This is a genomic window from Streptacidiphilus pinicola, from assembly GCF_003258295.1.
In the GTDB taxonomy this organism is placed as follows: domain Bacteria; phylum Actinomycetota; class Actinomycetes; order Streptomycetales; family Streptomycetaceae; genus Streptacidiphilus; species Streptacidiphilus pinicola.
On record NZ_QKYN01000224.1, the window covers coordinates 1 to 16,952 of the forward strand.

Consider the following 16,952-nt stretch of genomic DNA (forward strand, 5'->3'; position numbering starts at 1 on the left):
CCGGAGGTCCTGCGCCGCCTCGTCCCCCGCCCCCACCCGACGGGCGTCGCCGCCCTCGCCCTTCGTCCACAGCCTGTGGACAACGCCACGCGGACCACACCCTTCGTGGTCCTGGAGAACCCGCGCAACCTCGGCAACATCGGCGCGGTGGTCCGCCTGGCGGCGGGCTTCGGCGCGGCGGGCGTCCTGACGACGGGGGACGCCGACCCCTGGCACCCCACCGCCGTCCGCGGCGCGGCGGGCCTCCACTTCGCCACCTCGGTCGCCCACACGTCCCTGACCACGCTGCCCCCGGGCCCGATCTTCGCCCTGGACCCGGAGGGAGTCTCCATCCACGACGTCACCTTCCCGGATGACGCTCTGCTGGTTTTCGGCTCGGAGCGCCACGGGGTGACGGATGATGTGATGGGGATGGCCACCTCTACTGTGGCCATCCCCATGCGTCCTCACGTCTCCAGCTTCAACCTCGCCACGTCCGTGGGCATGGCGCTCTTCCACTGGCAGGGCCGCTCGTCCCGTCAGTAGCCGGGAGCCGTCATCCCCAGCCTGTGGAGAACTTCCGCGATGTGGGCGGGCTTGCCGCGCAGTTGAGCGGAGCCGAGCTGCACGACGACGTCGGCCTCTGGCAACGGCGGCTTCGACTGATGCCGCAGGTGCCGCACCACGGACGTGACGAGCAGTCGCTGGCAGGGGCGGTGGCCCTTGTGGCGGCGAATCCCGACGCGCTCGACCTCCGAGCAGAGGAGGTAGGGCCCGAAGGGCGGCTCGAGTTCGTCCTCCGTGACGGGGGCGATGAGCCGCATTCGCCCGTGCGGGCAGTGGACCGAGCCGTCGTTGCGGACCTCGAAGGGCTGGTCGTCGACGTCCAGGCGGCGGGGGCCGACCTCGGGTGGTTCAAGGTTCAGCGCTTCGGCGAAGGTCTCGGCCATGCGCTCGCGCGCGGCGCCGAGGTCGGCGTCGCCCCGGCGGATGGAGGGGAGGAGCTCGCGGGTGACCCAGTCCTGGAAGGGGCGGGCGGTGGGCTTGTCGGAGCGGAGGACGAGCTTGTAGAGCCCGCTCTCGTTCACCAGGTTGAGGGTTTGGTTGCCGCGGCCGTAGGCATTCCGGCCTGCGGTTTCGTCGTATGCCTCACTCTGACTGAGGCATACGGTCCGCATATCCACAGTGCGGGTCTCGTCGCTGTGGAGGTTCTTCACGGCCATGCTCGGGTTGCCGCGGCCGAGGATGCGGCAGACATCCATCGTGGCGAACCACGGCTCGTTTTCGAGCAGGATGACGCGGATGGGTTGCCCCGTGGCGGGGAACTCCGCGTGGAGCATTTGCGTGTGCATGACGCGCCCTTTCGGGTGGGTGACAGAGCGCCCTGCACAACGCGGGTTATCGGATGACTGACACGGCCTCAGGATCGCGCTCGGTGGCGCGGGGGGCGCGCATGATCGTCTGGCGCACGACTGGCGTGGCGGCCAGTCGCGCCACCCCCTTAGCCACCCCCTGACCGGCCCGGATGAGGAAGCCGGTGGGGAGGAAGACCGCGTCAGCGGTGATCATCGCCAGGGAGAAGAAGGGCAGCCCGAGGACGACCGCGATCGCGAGGTGCTCGGTGATCATCATCGCCAGCATCACGTTCTTGATCCGCCGGTTGAAGACCAGGAAAGGGAAGCCCACCTGGGCCATCACCGTGCCGTAGGTGATCAGCGTGACCAGCGTGCTGTTGCCGCCCAGCACACCGTTCAGCGCCGGCCAGGGCTCGAAGTAGTGCAGGTGGAGCGGGTACCAGAGGGCGGTGCCGCCCTGCCACAGCGAGCCCTGGATCTTGTACCAGCCGGCCGTGGCGTAGATGAAGCAGACCTCGCCCGCGATCACCAGCATCGCGGCGTTGTGCAGCAGTGACGTCAGCGCGTCCAGCAGCGCCGCGCCCTCGCTCGAGGGCGCCCGCCGGGCCAGCGCGCCGTGCAGGCCGGCCAGCAGCCAGCAGAGCCAGAAGAAGGTGCCCCAGGTGTAGAGCCCCAGGTCCAGCATGCCGAGCTTGGCGAAGCCGCTGAGCTGGCTGAACGCCAGCGCCAGCCCCAACAGCAGCCAGATCGCGACCCCGACCGGATCCCCGTTGCCGCGCGCCCCCCGCCGCGAGGCACGCGCGTCCAGGGACCAGACCTCACCGCAGCGCGTGAAGACCAGGTAGATCGCCATCAGGTGGACGACGTTGTCGCCGCCGTCGCCGACCAGGACCGCGCGGTTCTGCAGCGACAGCACCAGGACCATGAAGACCAGCGACGTCGCCCGGGTGCGCCAGCCCAGCAGCATCAGCACGCTGACCACGATCGAGGCGACGTAGACGAGCTCGAACCACCAGCTCGCGTCCGACCAGGCCAGCACGGTGAAGGCGTGGTTCGAGGCGAGCATCTGCCGGGCCAGGTCCCCGCTCCACGGCGCCAGGTCGCCGTAGAGCACGCGGCGGTGCGGCCACTCGCGCAGCAGGAACGCGCCGAAGGTCAGTGCGACGCCGATGCGGACGACCGCGGCCTGGTAGCGGGCCAGTGTGCTGCCGGTGACGGTGGTCCAGCCCGTGTAGGCCGCGTCGGCGGCACGGTCGAGGAGGGTGCGCATCAGGAGACTCCCAGTCCGCGGTAGTCGTCCGGGGTGGCGGGCCACCAGGGCAGCTGACGGTAGGACGGGGTGGCGGTCGCGGGCGCGCCGGTCCAGGCGGGGCCGGTGACGTCGGTGGTCGCGGAGCGGAACTGGATCTGGATGACGGGCTGCCCCTGCCAGTCCCGGCCCATCCGCTGCAGGCCGATGCGCTTGAGGTACTCCACCGAGAGCGGTCCGCCGAAGCCCGTCGACTTCTCGTTCTGGTCGTGCCAGGCCGTGTAGTAGTCCCAGGCCCGGCGCAGCAGGTTCTGGTTGATGTGGCTCGGGAACGGGTTGTCGCGGATCGCGGCGACATCCTGGGCGGTCAGGTCGACCCACGGGGACTCGACCCGGTTGCCGCCGGAGTCGACTGTCTGCACCCGCACCTCGATCGCGACGTTCTGCTGCAGCGGGTTGGGTGCGAACAACTGCCAGTTCTGCTCGAACTCGGGCATCACGTGCGAGGCGATCGTGCCGGCGTTGCCCTGCGAGATCGGGTTGCTGGGCGCGATGGAGAGGAAGACGGCGCCCAGGTGGTAGACGGCGGCGAGCGCGAGGGCGATCCCGGCCGCGCCGAGGACCGCGACGGAGGGGAGCGACCAGCGGCGCGACGTCTCGCCGGTCTCGCTGGTCCCGCTCTCTGTCTCGGCTGCGGCCTCGTACGCGGCGGCGTCGGGTATGGGCTCCTGCGCGGTTGCGCCGTCAGGCTCGTCTGCCACTTCTACCCGCCTCGCCGCTCCGTTTGATTCCTGAGCACGGTACTGATGTCAGCCGCCTGTGCGCGACCCTTCCGTGTATCTAGAACTTGTTCTAATCTGACGTCGCGTCAGCAACTGATCGGAAGGGGCGCCCCGTGGACTTCACCTTCACCGACGCGCAGCAGGCCGCCGCCGAGGCCGCGCGCGCCGTCTTCGCGGACGTCGCGCCGGAGGGCGGCGTGCCCAGTCCCGCCCTCGGCGTCGAGCCGGTCGCGTCGGACATCGACCGCGAGCTGTGGCAGCGGCTGGCCAAGTCCGACCTGCTGGGCATCGCGCTCGACGAGGCCCACGGCGGCGCCGGGCTGGACGAGATCGCCTGGTGCCTGGTGCTGCGCGAGTCGGCGCGGGTGCTGGCCCGTGTCCCGCTGCTGGAGACCGGCGCGGCGGCTTTCGCCGTCCAGGCCTTCGGCCCGGACGAGCTGAAGCGCCGGCTGCTGCCGGAGATCGCCGCCGGGCGCCTGCTGCTCGGCGTCGCCGCCCACGGACGCACCGGCCACGAGCCCGCCGACGAGGCGGTGACAGCGGAGCCGGTGGCGACCGGCTGGTCGCTGACCGGAGCGCAGACCGGCGTCGCCTGGGCGCCCGTGATGGATCTCGTCCTGGTCCCGGCGCGCGCCCCCGAGGGCACGGTGCTGTTGCTCGTCGACCCGCGCGGGGCAGGCGTCACTCTGGAGCGCCAGGTCTCGACCAACGGCGAGCTGGCAGGGCGCCTGGTCCTCGACGGCGCGGTGGTGGAGTCCTCCTGGCAGCTGGGTCCGGTCACGCCGGACGGCTCCAACTGGCGCGCGGTGCGGGCCTGGCTGATCGTGGGCGTGGCCGCCCTGTGCCTCGGCCTCGGCGAGGCCGCGCTGCGGCTGACCTCGACGTACGCGGCCAAGCGCGAGCAGTTCGGGCACCCGATCGCCACGTTCCAGGCGGTGGCGATGCAGTCCGCCGACCGCTACATCGACCTGCGGTCGATGGAGGTCACCCTCTGGCAGGCCGCGTGGCGCGTCGGCCACGGCGTCGACCTCGTGGACCGGCTGCCGTTGGACGCGGACCTGGCGACGGCGAAGATCTGGTCCGCGGAGGGGGTCCGCGCGGTGGCGCAGACGGCCCAGCACCTCCACGGCGGTATCGGCGCCGACCTCGACTACCCCCTGCACCGCTACCACGCCTGGGCCAAGCACCTCGAGCTGACGCTCGGACCCGCGGCGGCGTTCGAGCAGGAGCTGGGCGACCTGCTCGCGGAGCACCCGCTGCCGTAGGCAGGGTTTACAGGGGAGCTGCCCTCCGGACGTGGTTGCATGGGTCGCACCATGGAGCGCTATGCATACGACGCCGTTGTCCTCGCCGGTGGAGCCGCCAGGCGGTTGGGTGGGGAGGACAAGCCGGGGTTGGTCGTCGGTGGGGTCCCGCTGCTTGACCGCGTGCTCGGGGCGTGCGGCGATGCGAGGGTGACCGTCGTGGTCGGGCCCGAGCGCGCGACCGTGCGCGCGGTGCGGTGGGTGCGGGAGGAGCCGGCCGGGGGTGGGCCCGTGGCCGGACTGGCGGCGGGGTTGGCCGGGGTCCGCGCGGAGCGGATCCTGCTGCTGGCCGCGGACCTGCCGTTCCTCGACGCCGCGACCGTGCACCGCCTCCTGGACGCGCTGGACGATCCCGACGTCGACGCCGCCGTGCTCGTGGACGCGGACGGCCGCGACCAACTGCTGACCGCCGCCTACCGCACCGCGCCGCTGCGTACCGCGCTCGCGGCGGTCGGGGAGCCCGACGGCGCGCGGCTGCGGGCGGTGACGGGCGCGCTGCGGACGCGCCGGCTGGCCGACACGGCGGGTGCCGCGGTCGACTGCGACACCTGGGACGACGTCGAACGGGCCCGTGAGCGCGTGCGGAAACGCACCGGGAACGACGCGGACACGCAGGTGACACCACCCTGATGCGCGCCGGGGACGCGCCCATCGGGGACGATGGAGGCGTGCTGGATGACTGGATCGCCGCTGCCAAGACCGAGCTCGGGATCGACCTGGAGGTCGATGTCCACGGGCTGCTCGACATGACCCGCGAGGTCGCGCACGGAGTGGCGCGGCCCGCCGCGCCGCTGACCGCGTTCCTGGTGGGGTACGCGGCGGCCGCGGCCGGCGGTGGGCCGGAGGCGGTCGCGGAGGCCAATCGGAAGGCTGCTCAGCTCGCGCTGCGCTGGGCGGCGGACCGGGCCGAGGAGCACCCGGAATGACGGGCCGCGAGGTCGAGACGGACCTGCTGGCCGCGTATCCGTATCTGCTGCCGCAGGCGTCGACCCCGCCGTCCCCACCGGAGCCGGACCGGCCGTTCGACTACGAGGCGGCCGACGAGGAGCGGGAGCCCGCGGTCACCCGCGGTCCGCGCCCGGACCAGTCGTTCGACCGGGTGCTGGACGACGCCTTCGGCCTGGTCGGCGGGCCGGCGGAGGTTTCAAGATCACGAAATGCCACACGTGGCGCATTTGGTGATCTTGAAACCTCCGACGCCGCCGCTCCTCCGCCCGCGACGCACACCGGCGAACTCGGGTGGCCCGAGGCCCGCGCGGTCGCGGCGCGTGCCGGGGCGAGGCCGCTGGGCACGGTGGAGCGGGACGCGGCCGACGCGCTGGGCGCCGTGCTCGCCGCACCGTTGGCCGCCGCCACGCACCTGCCCGCCTTCGACACCTCCGCCATGGACGGCTGGGCCGTCTCCGGGCCGGGACCGTGGCGGCTGCGGACGCCGGACGAGGGAGAGGGGCTGGCCGGGCGTCCCGCCGCCGCCGGGCTGGAGGACGGCGAGGCCGTCCGGATCGCGACCGGCGCGCCCGTGCCCGGCGGTACCACCGCCGTGCTGCGCCGCGAGGACGGGGTGGTGCGTGCCGACGGCGCCGGACTGGCCTGCCGTCCCGGCACGGCGTCGCCGCCGCTGGGCCGGGACATCCGTCCGCGCGGCCAGGAGTGCCGCAGCGGCGAGGCGCTGCTGCCCGCAGGGACGCTGGTGACCCCGGCGGTGCTGGGCCTGACCGCGGCCGCCGGGGTCGACCGGCTCACCGTGCACCGCCGCCCCACCGTCGAGCTGCTGGTGATCGGCGACGAGCTGCTGACCGAGGGCCCGCCCCGGGACGGGCGGATCCGGGACGCGCTCGGCCCGATGCTGCCCGGCTGGCTCGCCGCCTACGGCGCGGAGCTGACGGGCGTGCGGCGGATCGGCGACGACCGCGCCGCACTCGTGGCCGCGCTGCGCGGCTCCCGTGCCGACGTCGTGGTCAGCACCGGCGCGACGGCCTCCGGACCGGTGGACTTCCTGCACCCGGCGCTCGCCGAGATCGGCGCGACGCTGCTGGTCGACGGCGTCCGCGTCCGGCCCGGCCACCCGATGCTGCTGGCCCGGCTGCCCGGGACCGGGGACGGTCCCCGGCGTCACCTGCTCGGCCTGCCCGGCAACCCGTTCGCCGCCGCCGTCGGTGCGGCGACGCTCGGCGAGCCGCTGCTGCGGGGTCTGGGCGGCTGCCCGGCGGCTGAGCCGTACCGGGTCACGGCCGGGGCAGACTTCCCCGGCCAGCCCGGGCACACACGGCTCGTCCCCGTCGCCCTGCCCGAGCGCGGCGCGGTGCCGCTGCGCTACGACGGTCCCGCCATGCTGCGCGGCCTTGCCCTCGCGGAAGGCCTGGCCGTGGTGCCGCCGGACGGCGTCGCGGCCGGGCGGCCGGTCGCGGTGCTGGACGTGCCGTGCGGCTGAGTCCGGCACGTCCCCGTCCCGGGGACTCCGACTCGGTCGACCGGCATCCGGGGCGCTTGCGCGCGGACGGCTCGCTGGACGACTCGGCGGTCGAGTTGCGGCAGATCGTGCTGCCCGATCCGGAGCGCGCGAACGGGCCGCTGTGGCAGGTCGGGCGGCGGTTGGTGGTGGCGCTGGTCGTGCTGGTGGTCACCGCGCTGCTGGTCTGGGTCGGCCGCGACGGCTATCGCGACGGCGCCCACGACCACCTCGACCTGCTCGGCGCCTTCTACTACGCCACGGTGAGCCTCTCCACCACCGGCTACGGCGACATCACGCCGGTCAGCGACGGCGCCCGGCTGATGAACATCCTGGTGATCACCCCGCTGCGCGTGCTGTTCCTGATCGTCCTGGTCGGCACCACGCTGGAGGTCCTCACCACGCGCGGCCGCCGACTGTGGCGCATCAACCGCTGGAGGCAGGAGTTGGACCAGCACATCGTCGTCGTCGGCTACGGCACCAAGGGCCGGAACGCGGTCGAGACGCTGCTGCAGAAGGGGACGCCGAAGACGTCCATCGTGATCGTCGACCCGCAACGGCGCGCGATCGAGGCGGCGGCCAACGACGAGGGCGTGGCCGGCGTCGTCGGCGACGGCACCCGCACCGAGGTGCTGCGCCGGGCCGGGGTCGAGCGCGCGGCGCAGGTCGTCGTGGCGCCGCAGCGGGACGACACGGCGGTGCTGGTCACCCTGACGGTGCGGCAGCTCAACAAGGGCGCGGTGGTGGTCGTGGCCGTCCGGGAGGACGAGAACGCGCCGCTGCTGCGGCAGAGCGGTGCGACCGTGGTCGTCACCAGCGCCAGCTCGGTGGGCCGGCTGCTCGGCGTCTCCACCCTGAGCCCCAACACCGGCGCGGTCCTGGACGACCTGCTGACGGCCGGTCACGGCCTCGACGTGGTCGACCGCCCGGTCACCCGCGCCGAGGTGGGCCACTCCCCGCGCGAGTGCGGCGACCTCGTGGTCGCGGTGGTCCGCGGCCGACGCCGTATCGCCTTCGGCGATCCGGAGGCGGCGGTGCTGCAGCCGGAGGACCGGATCATCGCGATCCACCGCAGCAGCTAGGGCCTGTCCGGTCGATCTTCTCGGATCAGCCCGGGCCGTCTGGCGCGGTCAGCTGCAAGGCGGAGGATCGCCCTCGTACTGGGCCGTACTTGGGCGATGCGACAACGCAGCCTGGGGGTACCCCCGGCCGGAGGCTGGGGGAGGCCGTGCCAGGCGGACCGGGCCCGGGAAGATCCGCCGGACAGGCCCTAGCTGCGCGCCCCCAGGCCTACGGCGGGCCAGGGCCCAGCAGCCAGATCGCGCCGTAGGCTGCTGAGGCGACCACCACCAGGGCCATCGCGACGGCGACCCGTCGGACGCGGACCGTTGCCAGCCACGCGGCGAGCGGCAGCAGCAGGGGGAAACCGGGCAGCAGCAGGCGGGGCTTGGAGTTGAAGTAGGCCTGCGCGCCCAGGGACAGTGCGACGACCACCGCCGCGTAGGCGAGGACGGGCAGCGGCTGGCGCTGCCGGACGAAGGCGACCAGCGCCCAGACCACCACGGCGACGAAGGCGAGCAGTCCGACGCCCGCGCCCGGGTTGGTGGTCAGCTCGTGCCCGACGAACCGCGCGTACGCCGCGCCGAAGTCGAAGCCGTTGCCCCAACGGCTCTGCACGTCAAGGTACGCGGACAGGCCGCCGACCCAGCCGGCGTAGGCGAGCAGGCCGACCGGTGCCAGGAGTGCGCCGAGGACCGCGCGGACGCGGCGGTCCTCGCGGCGCCACAGGGTCACCGCGACGCCGACCCAGACGGCGGCGATCACCGCCGCCGCGCTCGGGCGGGTCAGGCCCGCGAGCGCGGCGAGCAGCCCGGCCGTGAGCCAGCCGCGCCGCAGCACCGCGAAGAGGCACCAGGCCGCGAGCGCGGTGAAGAGCGACTCGGTGTAGGCCATCGACTCCAGCACGCCGATGGGCAGTGCGGCCCAGAGCAGTACCAGCAGCGTCGCCGCGCGGCGTCCCGCGATCCGCTCGCCCACGGCGAAGACGCCGAGCGTGGCGAACAGCGAGGCGAGGGCGCTGACGAGCAGGCCCGCGTCGGCGTAGGAGAGGCCGGTGAGGGTGTTCAGGCCGCGCTCCAGCCAGGGGAGCAGCGGGAAGAAGGCCAGGTGGGAGTGGGCGCCGGCGCCGCGGGTGTGGGTGGTGGCCTGGTAGCCGGCCCAGTGGTAGCCGTGGGCCGCGATGTCGGTGTACCAGAGCGAGTCCCAGCGGCCCGACAGCAGTTGGTGCGGGCTGCGTCCCTCCGCGCCGGCCCAGACCGCCAGCACGGCCAGGCCGAGGGCCCGCACCGCGGCGAACAGCCCGAGCGCGGGCAGCGCGCGCCTCAGCAGGCTCGCCCCGCGCAGGCGCAGCGGACGAGGATCGGTGAGCGGAGTTCCGGATGCCTGCGGCGCGGGGACGGAGGTCCGCGTGTCAGACGATCCGGCCACGCGCGAGCCCTCTGCCGAGACGCGAACCACCGACCGCGCTGAGGTCGGCCGCGCCGGAATCCTCCGGGAGGTCCTGCGCGGAGAGCTGACTGACCATGATCCGCACGACCGCGGCGAGGTACGGGTCGTCGACGAGGTAGACCTGCCGGCGGCCCTCGCGCCGGGAGCGGACCAGCCCGGCCAGCCGCAGTTTGGCCAGATGCTGGCTGACGGCCGGCAGCGTGCCGCCGACCTGTTCGGCGAGGCCGGTGACGTCGCACTCGCCTGCGGCGAGGATCCACACGATCTGCAGCCGGGTGGGCGAGGCGAGCATGCCGAACGCGGCGGCGGCCGCGTCCATGACCTCGGGACCGGGCATGCCGTCCGGCGCGGTCGCGGCGGCAGCGCCGATCACGGCACCGATGGCCGCCTGGACCTCTGCGCCAGTCGTCATCCGCGCTCTCCTTCGCCCTTGCCCTCCCCGGAACCCTGCCCGCGCGCCACCAAGACTAGGCCCTGCCGCAGCCGCGCCTCCCCGGCCAGGTGGCAGCGGCACGTGCGGGGAGGGATCGGCCCGCGGCCGGCGGGCTCGCGGCTCATGGGGCGGAGTCCGGGGTGGTGGGGGCGGCGGCGTAGGCCTGGCTCGGGGTCATGGGGACGCCGTTGAGTTCCACGGTCTGGTATGTGCTGACCGGGGCGCAGCCGGTGGTGTCGTTGGCGGTGCGGGCGCCCGCACCGTTGAGGGCCTGCTGGGTGTCGGCCGGGCTCGGCTTGCCGGACGCGCCCGGGAAGAACGTGCCGGAGGGCCAGTCCGCGCCGATCACCAGAGTCACGCCGGAGACGGAGGAGGACTCGCTCAGCGTGCTGTCCGGCAGTCCCAGGGCGGTGGCGACGGCGTGGGCGGCGGTCTGGTCGCCGGGCGCGTAGCGCAGCTGGGTGGTCTGCGTGGTCGTCGGGGAGGTGACCGCGGTGGTGCCGGTGCCGAAGCCCTTCGCGGTCAGCGCGTCGGCGAGCTCGGTGGCCCGGCCCTGTGTGCCGCTGGCGTTCTCGACCCGCACGTCGATCCGACCGGCCGCGACCGCGTCCGAGCCCGAACCGGTAGCGGTGGCGGAAGGGGACGCGGACGCGGACGGCGACGCGGAGCCCGCGGCGACCGCGCCGGGGGACGCCGAGGGGGAGACCGTGCCGCCGCCGGGGGAGGTCAGCGACTGGTCGTTGGCGATCGCCGCGAACAGCGCGGACGCGTCCGGGCCGACGATCAGCCGGTCCGCGTTGGCCGGATCGGTCTCGGTCTGCATGGTGGTGAAGGTGATCCGGTCGGTCGGCACCTTGGCGACGTCGTTGGCCAGGCCGAGCAGTGAGGTCACGCTGCCAAGGCCGCTGTCGACCGTCAGCGCCTTGGTCGCGGAGTCGGCGAGATCGAAGAGCCTGGCCGGGTCGGTCAGCGTCCCGGCGCCGCGCATGGAGCGCATCATCGCGCTCAGGTACATGTGCTGGGCCGCGAGCCGGCCGAGGTCGCCGCCGTCGCCGAAGGCGTGCCGGGAGCGGACGAACTCCAGCGCGGCGACGCCCTTGAGGTTGTGCGTGCCCTTGGCGAGCTTGAGGTGCGAGTAGGTGTCGTAGACGTTGTCGTCGACGCACACGTTCACGCCGCCCACGGCGTCGGACATGCTGACCACACCGGAGAACGTCATCATCATGAAGTGGCTGATCGGGATGCCGGTCAGCTGGTGGATGGTCTCCATCTGGCACTGCGCGCCGTAGTTGAGGGCGCTGTTGATCATGCCGCGGTAGCCGCCCGTGCGGTTGGCGCTGTTGGCCGGGTCGGTGCAGGCGGGGACGTCGACGATGGTGTCGCGGGGGATGCTCATCACCGTCGCGTTGGACCGGTCGGCGGAGACGTGGACCAGCATCTCCACGTCGGCGTTGCCGTAGCCGCCGCCCATGTTGCAGTCGCCGCCCAGGTTGCAGTCCTGCTGCGTGTTCCGCGCGTCGGTGCCGATGACCAGGATGTCGATCGGGGTGCGGCCGAAGGCGTCGGCCTTCTCCTGGCCGAGCGAGTGGCGGGTGTCGCCACCGAGGTGGACGGTGTGCAGGTTGCCGCTGAAGCGGTTGTACAGCCAGGTGCCCAGGCCCGCGACGATCAGCACCAGGACGGACATTGTCAGGGCGAGGATCTTCAGAACGCGGCGGGCGCGTGAGCGCGGCTTGCGTTCGTGCGGCTCCTGCGAGCCCTCCGTCTCGGCCTGCTCGTCCCGCATGTGTCGGTGTCCCCCGTCGGTGCAGAATTCAAAGGTTGCGCAATTCCGCAAGCGTACGCCTGTTCTCTGTGACCGGCTCAGCTGGCTCACCGAGATGAGACGTATACCCACCGTCATGTTCGGCCGCGCGGACACCCCGACTGTCTGACGGCCCGGGCGGGTCCGGGAGGGTAGCGTCGGCGGCATGCGAGCGATCACGATCGAAACACCGGGCGGGCCCGAGGCGTTGGTGCTGCGTGAGGTCCCGGATCCGGTTCCCGGTCCGGGCGAGGTCCTGGTCGAGGTGGCGGCCTCGGCGGTGAACCGTGCCGACGTCCTGCAGCGGCAGGGCTTCTACGACCCGCCGCCGGGCGCGTCCCGTTACCCGGGCCTGGAGTGCTCCGGCCGCGTCGTCGCCCTCGGCGAGGGCGTGGTGGGCTGGAACGTCGGCGACGAGGTCTGCGCACTGCTGGCCGGCGGCGGCTACGCCGAGAAGGTGGCGGTCCCGGCCGGCCAACTGCTGCCGCTGCCCAAGGGCGTGGACCCGGTGACGGCGGCCGGCCTGCCGGAGGTCGTCTGCACCGTCTGGTCCAACGTCTTCCAGGTCTGCCACCTGCGCCCGGGTGAGACGCTGCTGGTCCACGGTGGCTCGAGCGGCATCGGCACGATGGCGATCCAGCTCGGCAAGGCCATCGGGGCGCGGGTCGCCGTGACGGCGGGCTCGGCCGAGAAGCTGGCCGCCTGCGCGGAGCTGGGCGCGGACGTGTTGATCAACTACCGCGAGCAGGACTTCGTCGCGGAGTTGGCCGCCTCGGGTGGCGCGGACGTGATCCTGGACGTCATCGGGGCCAAGTACCTCGACCGCAACCTCGACGCCCTGGCCCTGAACGGACGTCTCGTCATCATCGGCATGCAGGGCGGAGTGAAGGCCGACCTCAACATCGCCAAGCTGATGTCCAAGCGCGCCGCGGTCGCCGCGACCTCGCTGCGGGCGCGTCCGACGGAGGAGAAGGCGGCGGTGGTCTCCTCGGTCCGCGAGCACGTCTGGCCGCTGATCGAGTCGGGCGTGGTCAGGCCGGTCGTCGACCGGGTTCTCCCGCTGGCCGACGCGGCCGAGGCGCACCGTCTGATGGAGTCCAGCACCCATATCGGCAAGATCCTGCTCCAGGTGGCCTAGCCCTGCTTGCCGAGGCCGGCAGGCGATGCCCTAATTGCCACATATGAGCGCTTTGTCAGCCCTGCGGACAGGCGCTGCGAGGGTCGCCGGGACGGCACTCGTGGCGGGGTTGCTCGTGGCTGTGGGGGCGGTGGGCGCTCAGCAGGCCGTGGCGGCGGGGCTGGGCGAGTCGGCGGGCCCGGCGCCGGCCAAGTCGAGGCCCGGCGGGACGTCGAGCGGCTTCACCGTGCGCCTGCCCGACGGGCGGATGCTGCACTTCTCCTACGCCCCCGCGCCCGGCGCGGGGGCGCACCGGCCCCCGTCCGGGCGACCCGGCAGCGGCGCCCCGCCCAGCGCTCCCTCGGGCAGCCCCTCCGGAACGCCCTCGGCGCAGCCGAGCCCGGAGCCGCCCTCGAGCGAACTGCCGGTGCCGGTGATCAGCTCGCTCTTCCCCTCGCCCAAGCCGTCCGGCTCGGGCCGTACGCCTGCCGCGCGGCCCAGCCGCGGCGCGGCCGGTCCGCGCGGCTCCGCCTCGGCGGCGCGGACTCCCCGGGGCGACCCCGCGCTGAACGCCGCGGACGCGGTCGTCCCCGGCGCCATGGACCCGCCGCGGCCGTCCTCCACCGTGCCGCCGCCGCTCGGCCCGCAGGCGGTGCTGCATCCCGACACCACGAACGAGCAGATCGCCTCGGCCCGCAGCCCCGTCGGCGGCCTCGGCCACCGCGCCCGGCTCCTCGGCGTGGGCCTGGCCCTGATCGGCACGGGTGCGGCCCTGTTCGGCTGGCGGATCCGGCGGCTCTGAACGCCGGGGGCGCACACTTGTTCTGGCGAATATGACGCCCTCTTGACACCCCCGTACGACAGAATGACGTTCATGAACAGCCCCAGCCAGCGGCCCGAAGACAGCCCGCACGTCCTGATCGTCGGTCCCGACGGCCTGCCCGTCGGTGGTGGCAGGCCGGCGGAGGGCGGCGACGCCCGTGAGATGCCGATAACGGAGATGGTGGAGCAGCCCGCCAAGGTCATGCGGATCGGCAGCATGATCAAGCAGCTGCTGGAGGAGGTCCGTGTCGCGCCCCTCGACGAGGCCAGCCGCGTCCGGCTCAAGGAGATCCACGCCAGCTCCGTGAAGGAGCTGGAGCAGGGCCTCGCGCCCGAGCTGGTCGAGGAGTTGGAGCGGCTCTCGCTCCCCTTCACCGAGGAGGCCGTGCCCTCCGAGGCGGAGCTGCGGATCGCCCAGGCCCAGTTGGTCGGTTGGCTGGAGGGTCTCTTCCACGGCATCCAGACCGCGCTGTTCGCCCAGCAGATGGCCGCGCGTGCCCAACTGGAGCAGATGCGGCGGGCGCTGCCGCCCGGCGCCCCCGGTCACGAGGAGGGCGACGAGGGCCACAGCGGCATCCGTTCCGGCCCTTACCTGTAGCTCCCCTCCGCGGTCCCCGAGCCGGACGTCCGCGAAGCAAGTGGAGGGCATGGGGAAGGCATGAGCAGGGCGAGAACCCGGCTGTTTCGAGCCCTGCTCATCGCGCTAACGTTGGCCCCTGACGGCGTACCAGGCAGGGCGCCCGGTTGGGGGAGCGAGAGCGCATGAGCGAGCACACCGGCGCGGCCGACACGGGGCGGACGGTCGGCCACGGCCGTTACGTGCTGCGGGAGTTGCTCGGTCAAGGTGGCATGGCGACCGTGCATCTCGGCGATGACACGGTGCTCGACCGGCCCGTGGCCGTCAAGACGATGCTCGGCGACATGAGTCGCGAACCGTCCTTCCGCGAGCGCTTCCGCCGCGAGGCCCAGGCCGTCGCGCGGCTCAACCACACCAACATCGTCGCGGTCTACGACAGCGGTGAGGACGACCAGGACGGCACTCCGGTGCCGTTCATCGTCATGGAGTACGTCGAGGGCTCCTCGCTCAGCTCCGTGCTCCGCAAGGACATCGCCGAGCACGGCGCGATGCCCACCGACAAGGCGCTGGAGATCACCGGCGACGTGCTCGCCGCGCTCGCCGCCTCGCACGAACAGGGCCTGGTCCACCGCGACATCAAGCCCGCCAACGTCATGCTGACCAAGCGCGCCGTGGTCAAGGTGATGGACTTCGGCATCGCCCGCGCGATGCAGTCCGGCGTCACCTCGATGACGCAGACCGGCATGGTCGTCGGCACCCCCCAGTACCTCTCCCCGGAGCAGGCGCTCGGCAAGGCCGTCGACGCCCGCTCCGACCTGTACTCCGTGGGCTGCATGCTCTTCGAGCTGCTGACCGGGCGCCTCCCGTTCGAGTCCGAGTCGCCGCTCGGCATGGCCTACCAGCACGTCCAGGAGACGCCGCCGGCCCCGTCCAGCATCAACGCCGCGGTGCCGCCGGCCGTGGACGCGCTGGTGGCGCGGGCGCTGCGCAAGGACCCGGCACACCGGTTCCAGAACGCCGACGAGATGCGCGAGGAGTGCAGGCGCGTCGCCCAGGCCGCGACGGGCGTGGCCAACCAGCCGCAGGTCTCCGGCGGCGGCCAGCCGATCAGCAACGTCGGCGGCTCCGGCCAGAACGCGGTCTTCCCGCAGGCCCAGGGGCCCCTCAACACGGCCTACCCGCAGCAGCAGATGGGGCAGACGCCGCCGCCGTATCCGCAGCAGATGGGGCAGACGCCAGCTCCGTACCCGCAGCAGATGGGCCGGCCGATGCCGGGCCAGCCGATGCCGGGCCCGCCGTCGATGGGCCAGCCGTCGATGGGCCAGACGCCCCCGCCGTACGCGCAGCGTCCGATGGGTGCGCCCACGCCGCCGCCGTACGCCCAGCGTCCCAACACGCCGCCGCCGTACGCGCAGCGGCCGAACACCCCGCCGCCGATGGCGCGGCCGACCCCGCCGCCCACGCCGCGTCCGATGGGTGCGCCCACACCGCCGCCGTTCGCGGCGCGGCCCGCGGCGCCCACCCCGCCGCCGCAGTTCGTCCCCACCAAGCCCGGCGCGGCGCCGACCACGGCCGCGAAGGGCTGCGGGCGTCTGGCGGTGATCGCGTTGGTTCTCGGCGTGCTGCTGGTCGGGCTGATCATCGTGCTGGCGGTAATGATCAACAACTCGACCAGCTCCTCGTCGAGCGGTATGGGCGCTTCGGCGGGAATCGTCGTCAGCCGTACGGGCAACGGCGGGTAAGAGGCTCCGCATCCGTCGCCGGAAACCGGTAGCGTGCGGAGGAGGTGAAGCCTCCGCGAAGGATTGCGGACGGTGGTGATGGGCGCGCGCTCGCGCGCCGGGCGCGGCGGCGCGGCACGTAAAGGCGCGCGGAACGCGCGGAACGATTGCGGAGAACGATGGCAGACACGCAGCACCCGCGGGACGAGGACGGTCGGGACGGCCGGGACCCCCGACTCGAGGCTGACGCTGCCGCGGAGGCCGTCGCAGGTCCGGCCGCGGACTCCTTCGTCACCACCAGCGGGCTGAGCGTCGTCGGTGAGGGCCGGTACCGGCTGGTCAGCCGGCTCGGTCGGGGCGGTATGGCGGAGGTCTTCGCCGCGCAGGACCAGCGGCTCGGCCGCACCGTCGCGATCAAGGTGCTGCGCCCCGAGCTCGCCGAGGACTCCATCGCCCGCACCCGGTTCACCCGCGAGGCACACTCGGTCGCCTCGCTGAACCACCACGCCGTCGTCGCGGTCTACGACACCGGCGAGGAGGCGCGCGCCGGCGAGACCGTTCCGTACATCGTGATGGAGCTGGTCGAGGGCCACACCGTCCGGGAGCTGCTGCAGAGCCAGGAGCCGCCGCCGGTCGACCAGGCGCTGATCATCACCGCCGGAGTGCTGGAGGCGCTGGGTTACAGCCACAAGCACGGCATCGTGCACCGCGACATCAAGCCCGCGAACGTGATCATCACGAACAGCGGCGCGGTCAAGGTGATGGACTTCGGCATCGCGCGGGCGCTGACCGGGGTCACCTCGACCATGACCCAGACCGGCATGGTCATGGGCACCCCCCAGTACCTCTCCC

The 16,952-nt window shown here is 73.2% G+C and carries 15 protein-coding genes and 1 pseudogene; 10 read left to right on the forward strand and 6 right to left on the reverse strand.

Annotated features, from left to right (window positions below):
* A partial coding sequence (locus tag DN069_RS37800) for a TrmH family RNA methyltransferase (protein ID WP_133260182.1) occupies positions 1-525 on the forward strand: 525 nt, incomplete at its 5' end.
* Here DN069_RS37800 and DN069_RS37805 read toward each other — a convergent pair.
* The 3 genes from DN069_RS37805 to DN069_RS37815 are packed head-to-tail and all read right to left on the reverse strand — an operon-like array spanning position 519 to position 3,344.
* On the reverse strand, positions 519-1,319 hold the full coding sequence (locus DN069_RS37805) for a BRO-N domain-containing protein (protein WP_165845822.1): 801 nt from the start codon (positions 1,317-1,319) through the stop codon (positions 519-521). The two genes, DN069_RS37800 and DN069_RS37805, sit on opposite strands and share 7 nt — an antisense overlap.
* Positions 1,320-1,377: 58 nt before the next feature.
* Positions 1,378-2,604 (reverse strand): HTTM domain-containing protein, encoded by a 1,227-nt coding sequence (locus tag DN069_RS37810; protein WP_111507782.1) that lies wholly within the window; start codon positions 2,602-2,604, stop codon positions 1,378-1,380.
* Positions 2,604-3,344, reverse strand: a complete 741-nt coding sequence (locus DN069_RS37815; protein WP_111507783.1) for a DUF5819 family protein — start codon at positions 3,342-3,344, stop codon at positions 2,604-2,606. Before DN069_RS37815 ends, DN069_RS37810 begins: the two co-directional genes overlap by 1 nt.
* Before the next feature lie 134 nt (positions 3,345-3,478).
* Between DN069_RS37815 and DN069_RS37820 the strand changes: the two genes are divergently transcribed.
* The 4 genes and pseudogenes from DN069_RS37820 to DN069_RS37835 all read left to right on the forward strand — a co-directional run bounded on the left by DN069_RS37820 (position 3,479) and on the right by DN069_RS37835 (position 8,200).
* Positions 3,479-4,630: an acyl-CoA dehydrogenase family protein gene (locus DN069_RS37820; protein ID WP_111507784.1), complete on the forward strand. Its 1,152-nt coding sequence runs from the start codon at positions 3,479-3,481 to the stop codon at positions 4,628-4,630.
* Between the two features lie 39 nt (positions 4,631-4,669).
* Positions 4,670-5,595: pseudogene (locus DN069_RS37825) on the forward strand (NTP transferase domain-containing protein).
* Positions 5,592-7,100 carry a molybdopterin molybdotransferase MoeA gene (locus DN069_RS37830; RefSeq protein WP_111507785.1) on the forward strand — a complete coding sequence of 503 codons (1,509 nt, stop codon included), beginning with the start codon at positions 5,592-5,594 and terminating at the stop codon, positions 7,098-7,100. The pseudogene DN069_RS37825 and the gene DN069_RS37830 overlap by 4 nt, the downstream one beginning before the upstream one ends.
* The gene (locus tag DN069_RS37835) at positions 7,091-8,200 is read left to right on the forward strand and encodes a potassium channel family protein (RefSeq protein WP_424556364.1); all 1,110 of its coding nucleotides are present in this window, start codon (positions 7,091-7,093) and stop codon (positions 8,198-8,200) included. Before DN069_RS37830 ends, DN069_RS37835 begins: the two co-directional genes overlap by 10 nt.
* Before the next feature lie 208 nt (positions 8,201-8,408).
* Here the strand turns inward: DN069_RS37835 and DN069_RS37840 are convergent, their stop codons facing one another.
* The 3 genes from DN069_RS37840 to DN069_RS37850 form a co-directional block, all read right to left on the reverse strand.
* Positions 8,409-9,605 (reverse strand): glycosyltransferase family 39 protein, encoded by a 1,197-nt coding sequence (locus DN069_RS37840; protein WP_111507786.1) that lies wholly within the window; start codon positions 9,603-9,605, stop codon positions 8,409-8,411.
* Positions 9,589-9,963, reverse strand: a complete 375-nt coding sequence (locus tag DN069_RS37845; RefSeq protein ID WP_243640324.1) for an ArsR/SmtB family transcription factor — start codon at positions 9,961-9,963, stop codon at positions 9,589-9,591. The genes DN069_RS37840 and DN069_RS37845 overlap by 17 nt, the downstream gene beginning before the upstream one ends.
* Positions 9,964-10,180: 217 nt before the next feature.
* Positions 10,181-11,845, reverse strand: coding sequence for an LCP family protein (locus DN069_RS37850; RefSeq protein WP_243640322.1), 1,665 nt, complete (start codon positions 11,843-11,845; stop codon positions 10,181-10,183).
* Between the two features lie 184 nt (positions 11,846-12,029).
* Here DN069_RS37850 and DN069_RS37855 point away from each other — a divergent pair, with 184 nt between their 5' ends.
* The 5 genes from DN069_RS37855 to DN069_RS37875 all read left to right on the forward strand — a co-directional run.
* Complete coding sequence (locus DN069_RS37855; RefSeq protein WP_111507788.1) at positions 12,030-13,001, forward strand: NAD(P)H-quinone oxidoreductase; 972 nt, start codon at positions 12,030-12,032, stop codon at positions 12,999-13,001.
* Between the two features lie 115 nt (positions 13,002-13,116).
* Positions 13,117-13,782 carry a hypothetical protein gene (locus tag DN069_RS37860; RefSeq protein ID WP_165845823.1) on the forward strand — a complete coding sequence of 222 codons (666 nt, stop codon included), beginning with the start codon at positions 13,117-13,119 and terminating at the stop codon, positions 13,780-13,782.
* Between the two features lie 72 nt (positions 13,783-13,854).
* Complete coding sequence (locus tag DN069_RS37865) at positions 13,855-14,400, forward strand: bacterial proteasome activator family protein (RefSeq protein WP_111507793.1); 546 nt, start codon at positions 13,855-13,857, stop codon at positions 14,398-14,400.
* Between the two features lie 164 nt (positions 14,401-14,564).
* Positions 14,565-16,121: a protein kinase domain-containing protein gene (locus DN069_RS37870; protein WP_111507790.1), complete on the forward strand. Its 1,557-nt coding sequence runs from the start codon at positions 14,565-14,567 to the stop codon at positions 16,119-16,121.
* Positions 16,122-16,279: 158 nt separating this feature from the next.
* Positions 16,280-16,952, forward strand: a 673-nt coding sequence (locus DN069_RS37875; protein WP_133260184.1) for a protein kinase domain-containing protein, incomplete at its 3' end; no start/stop codon positions are given.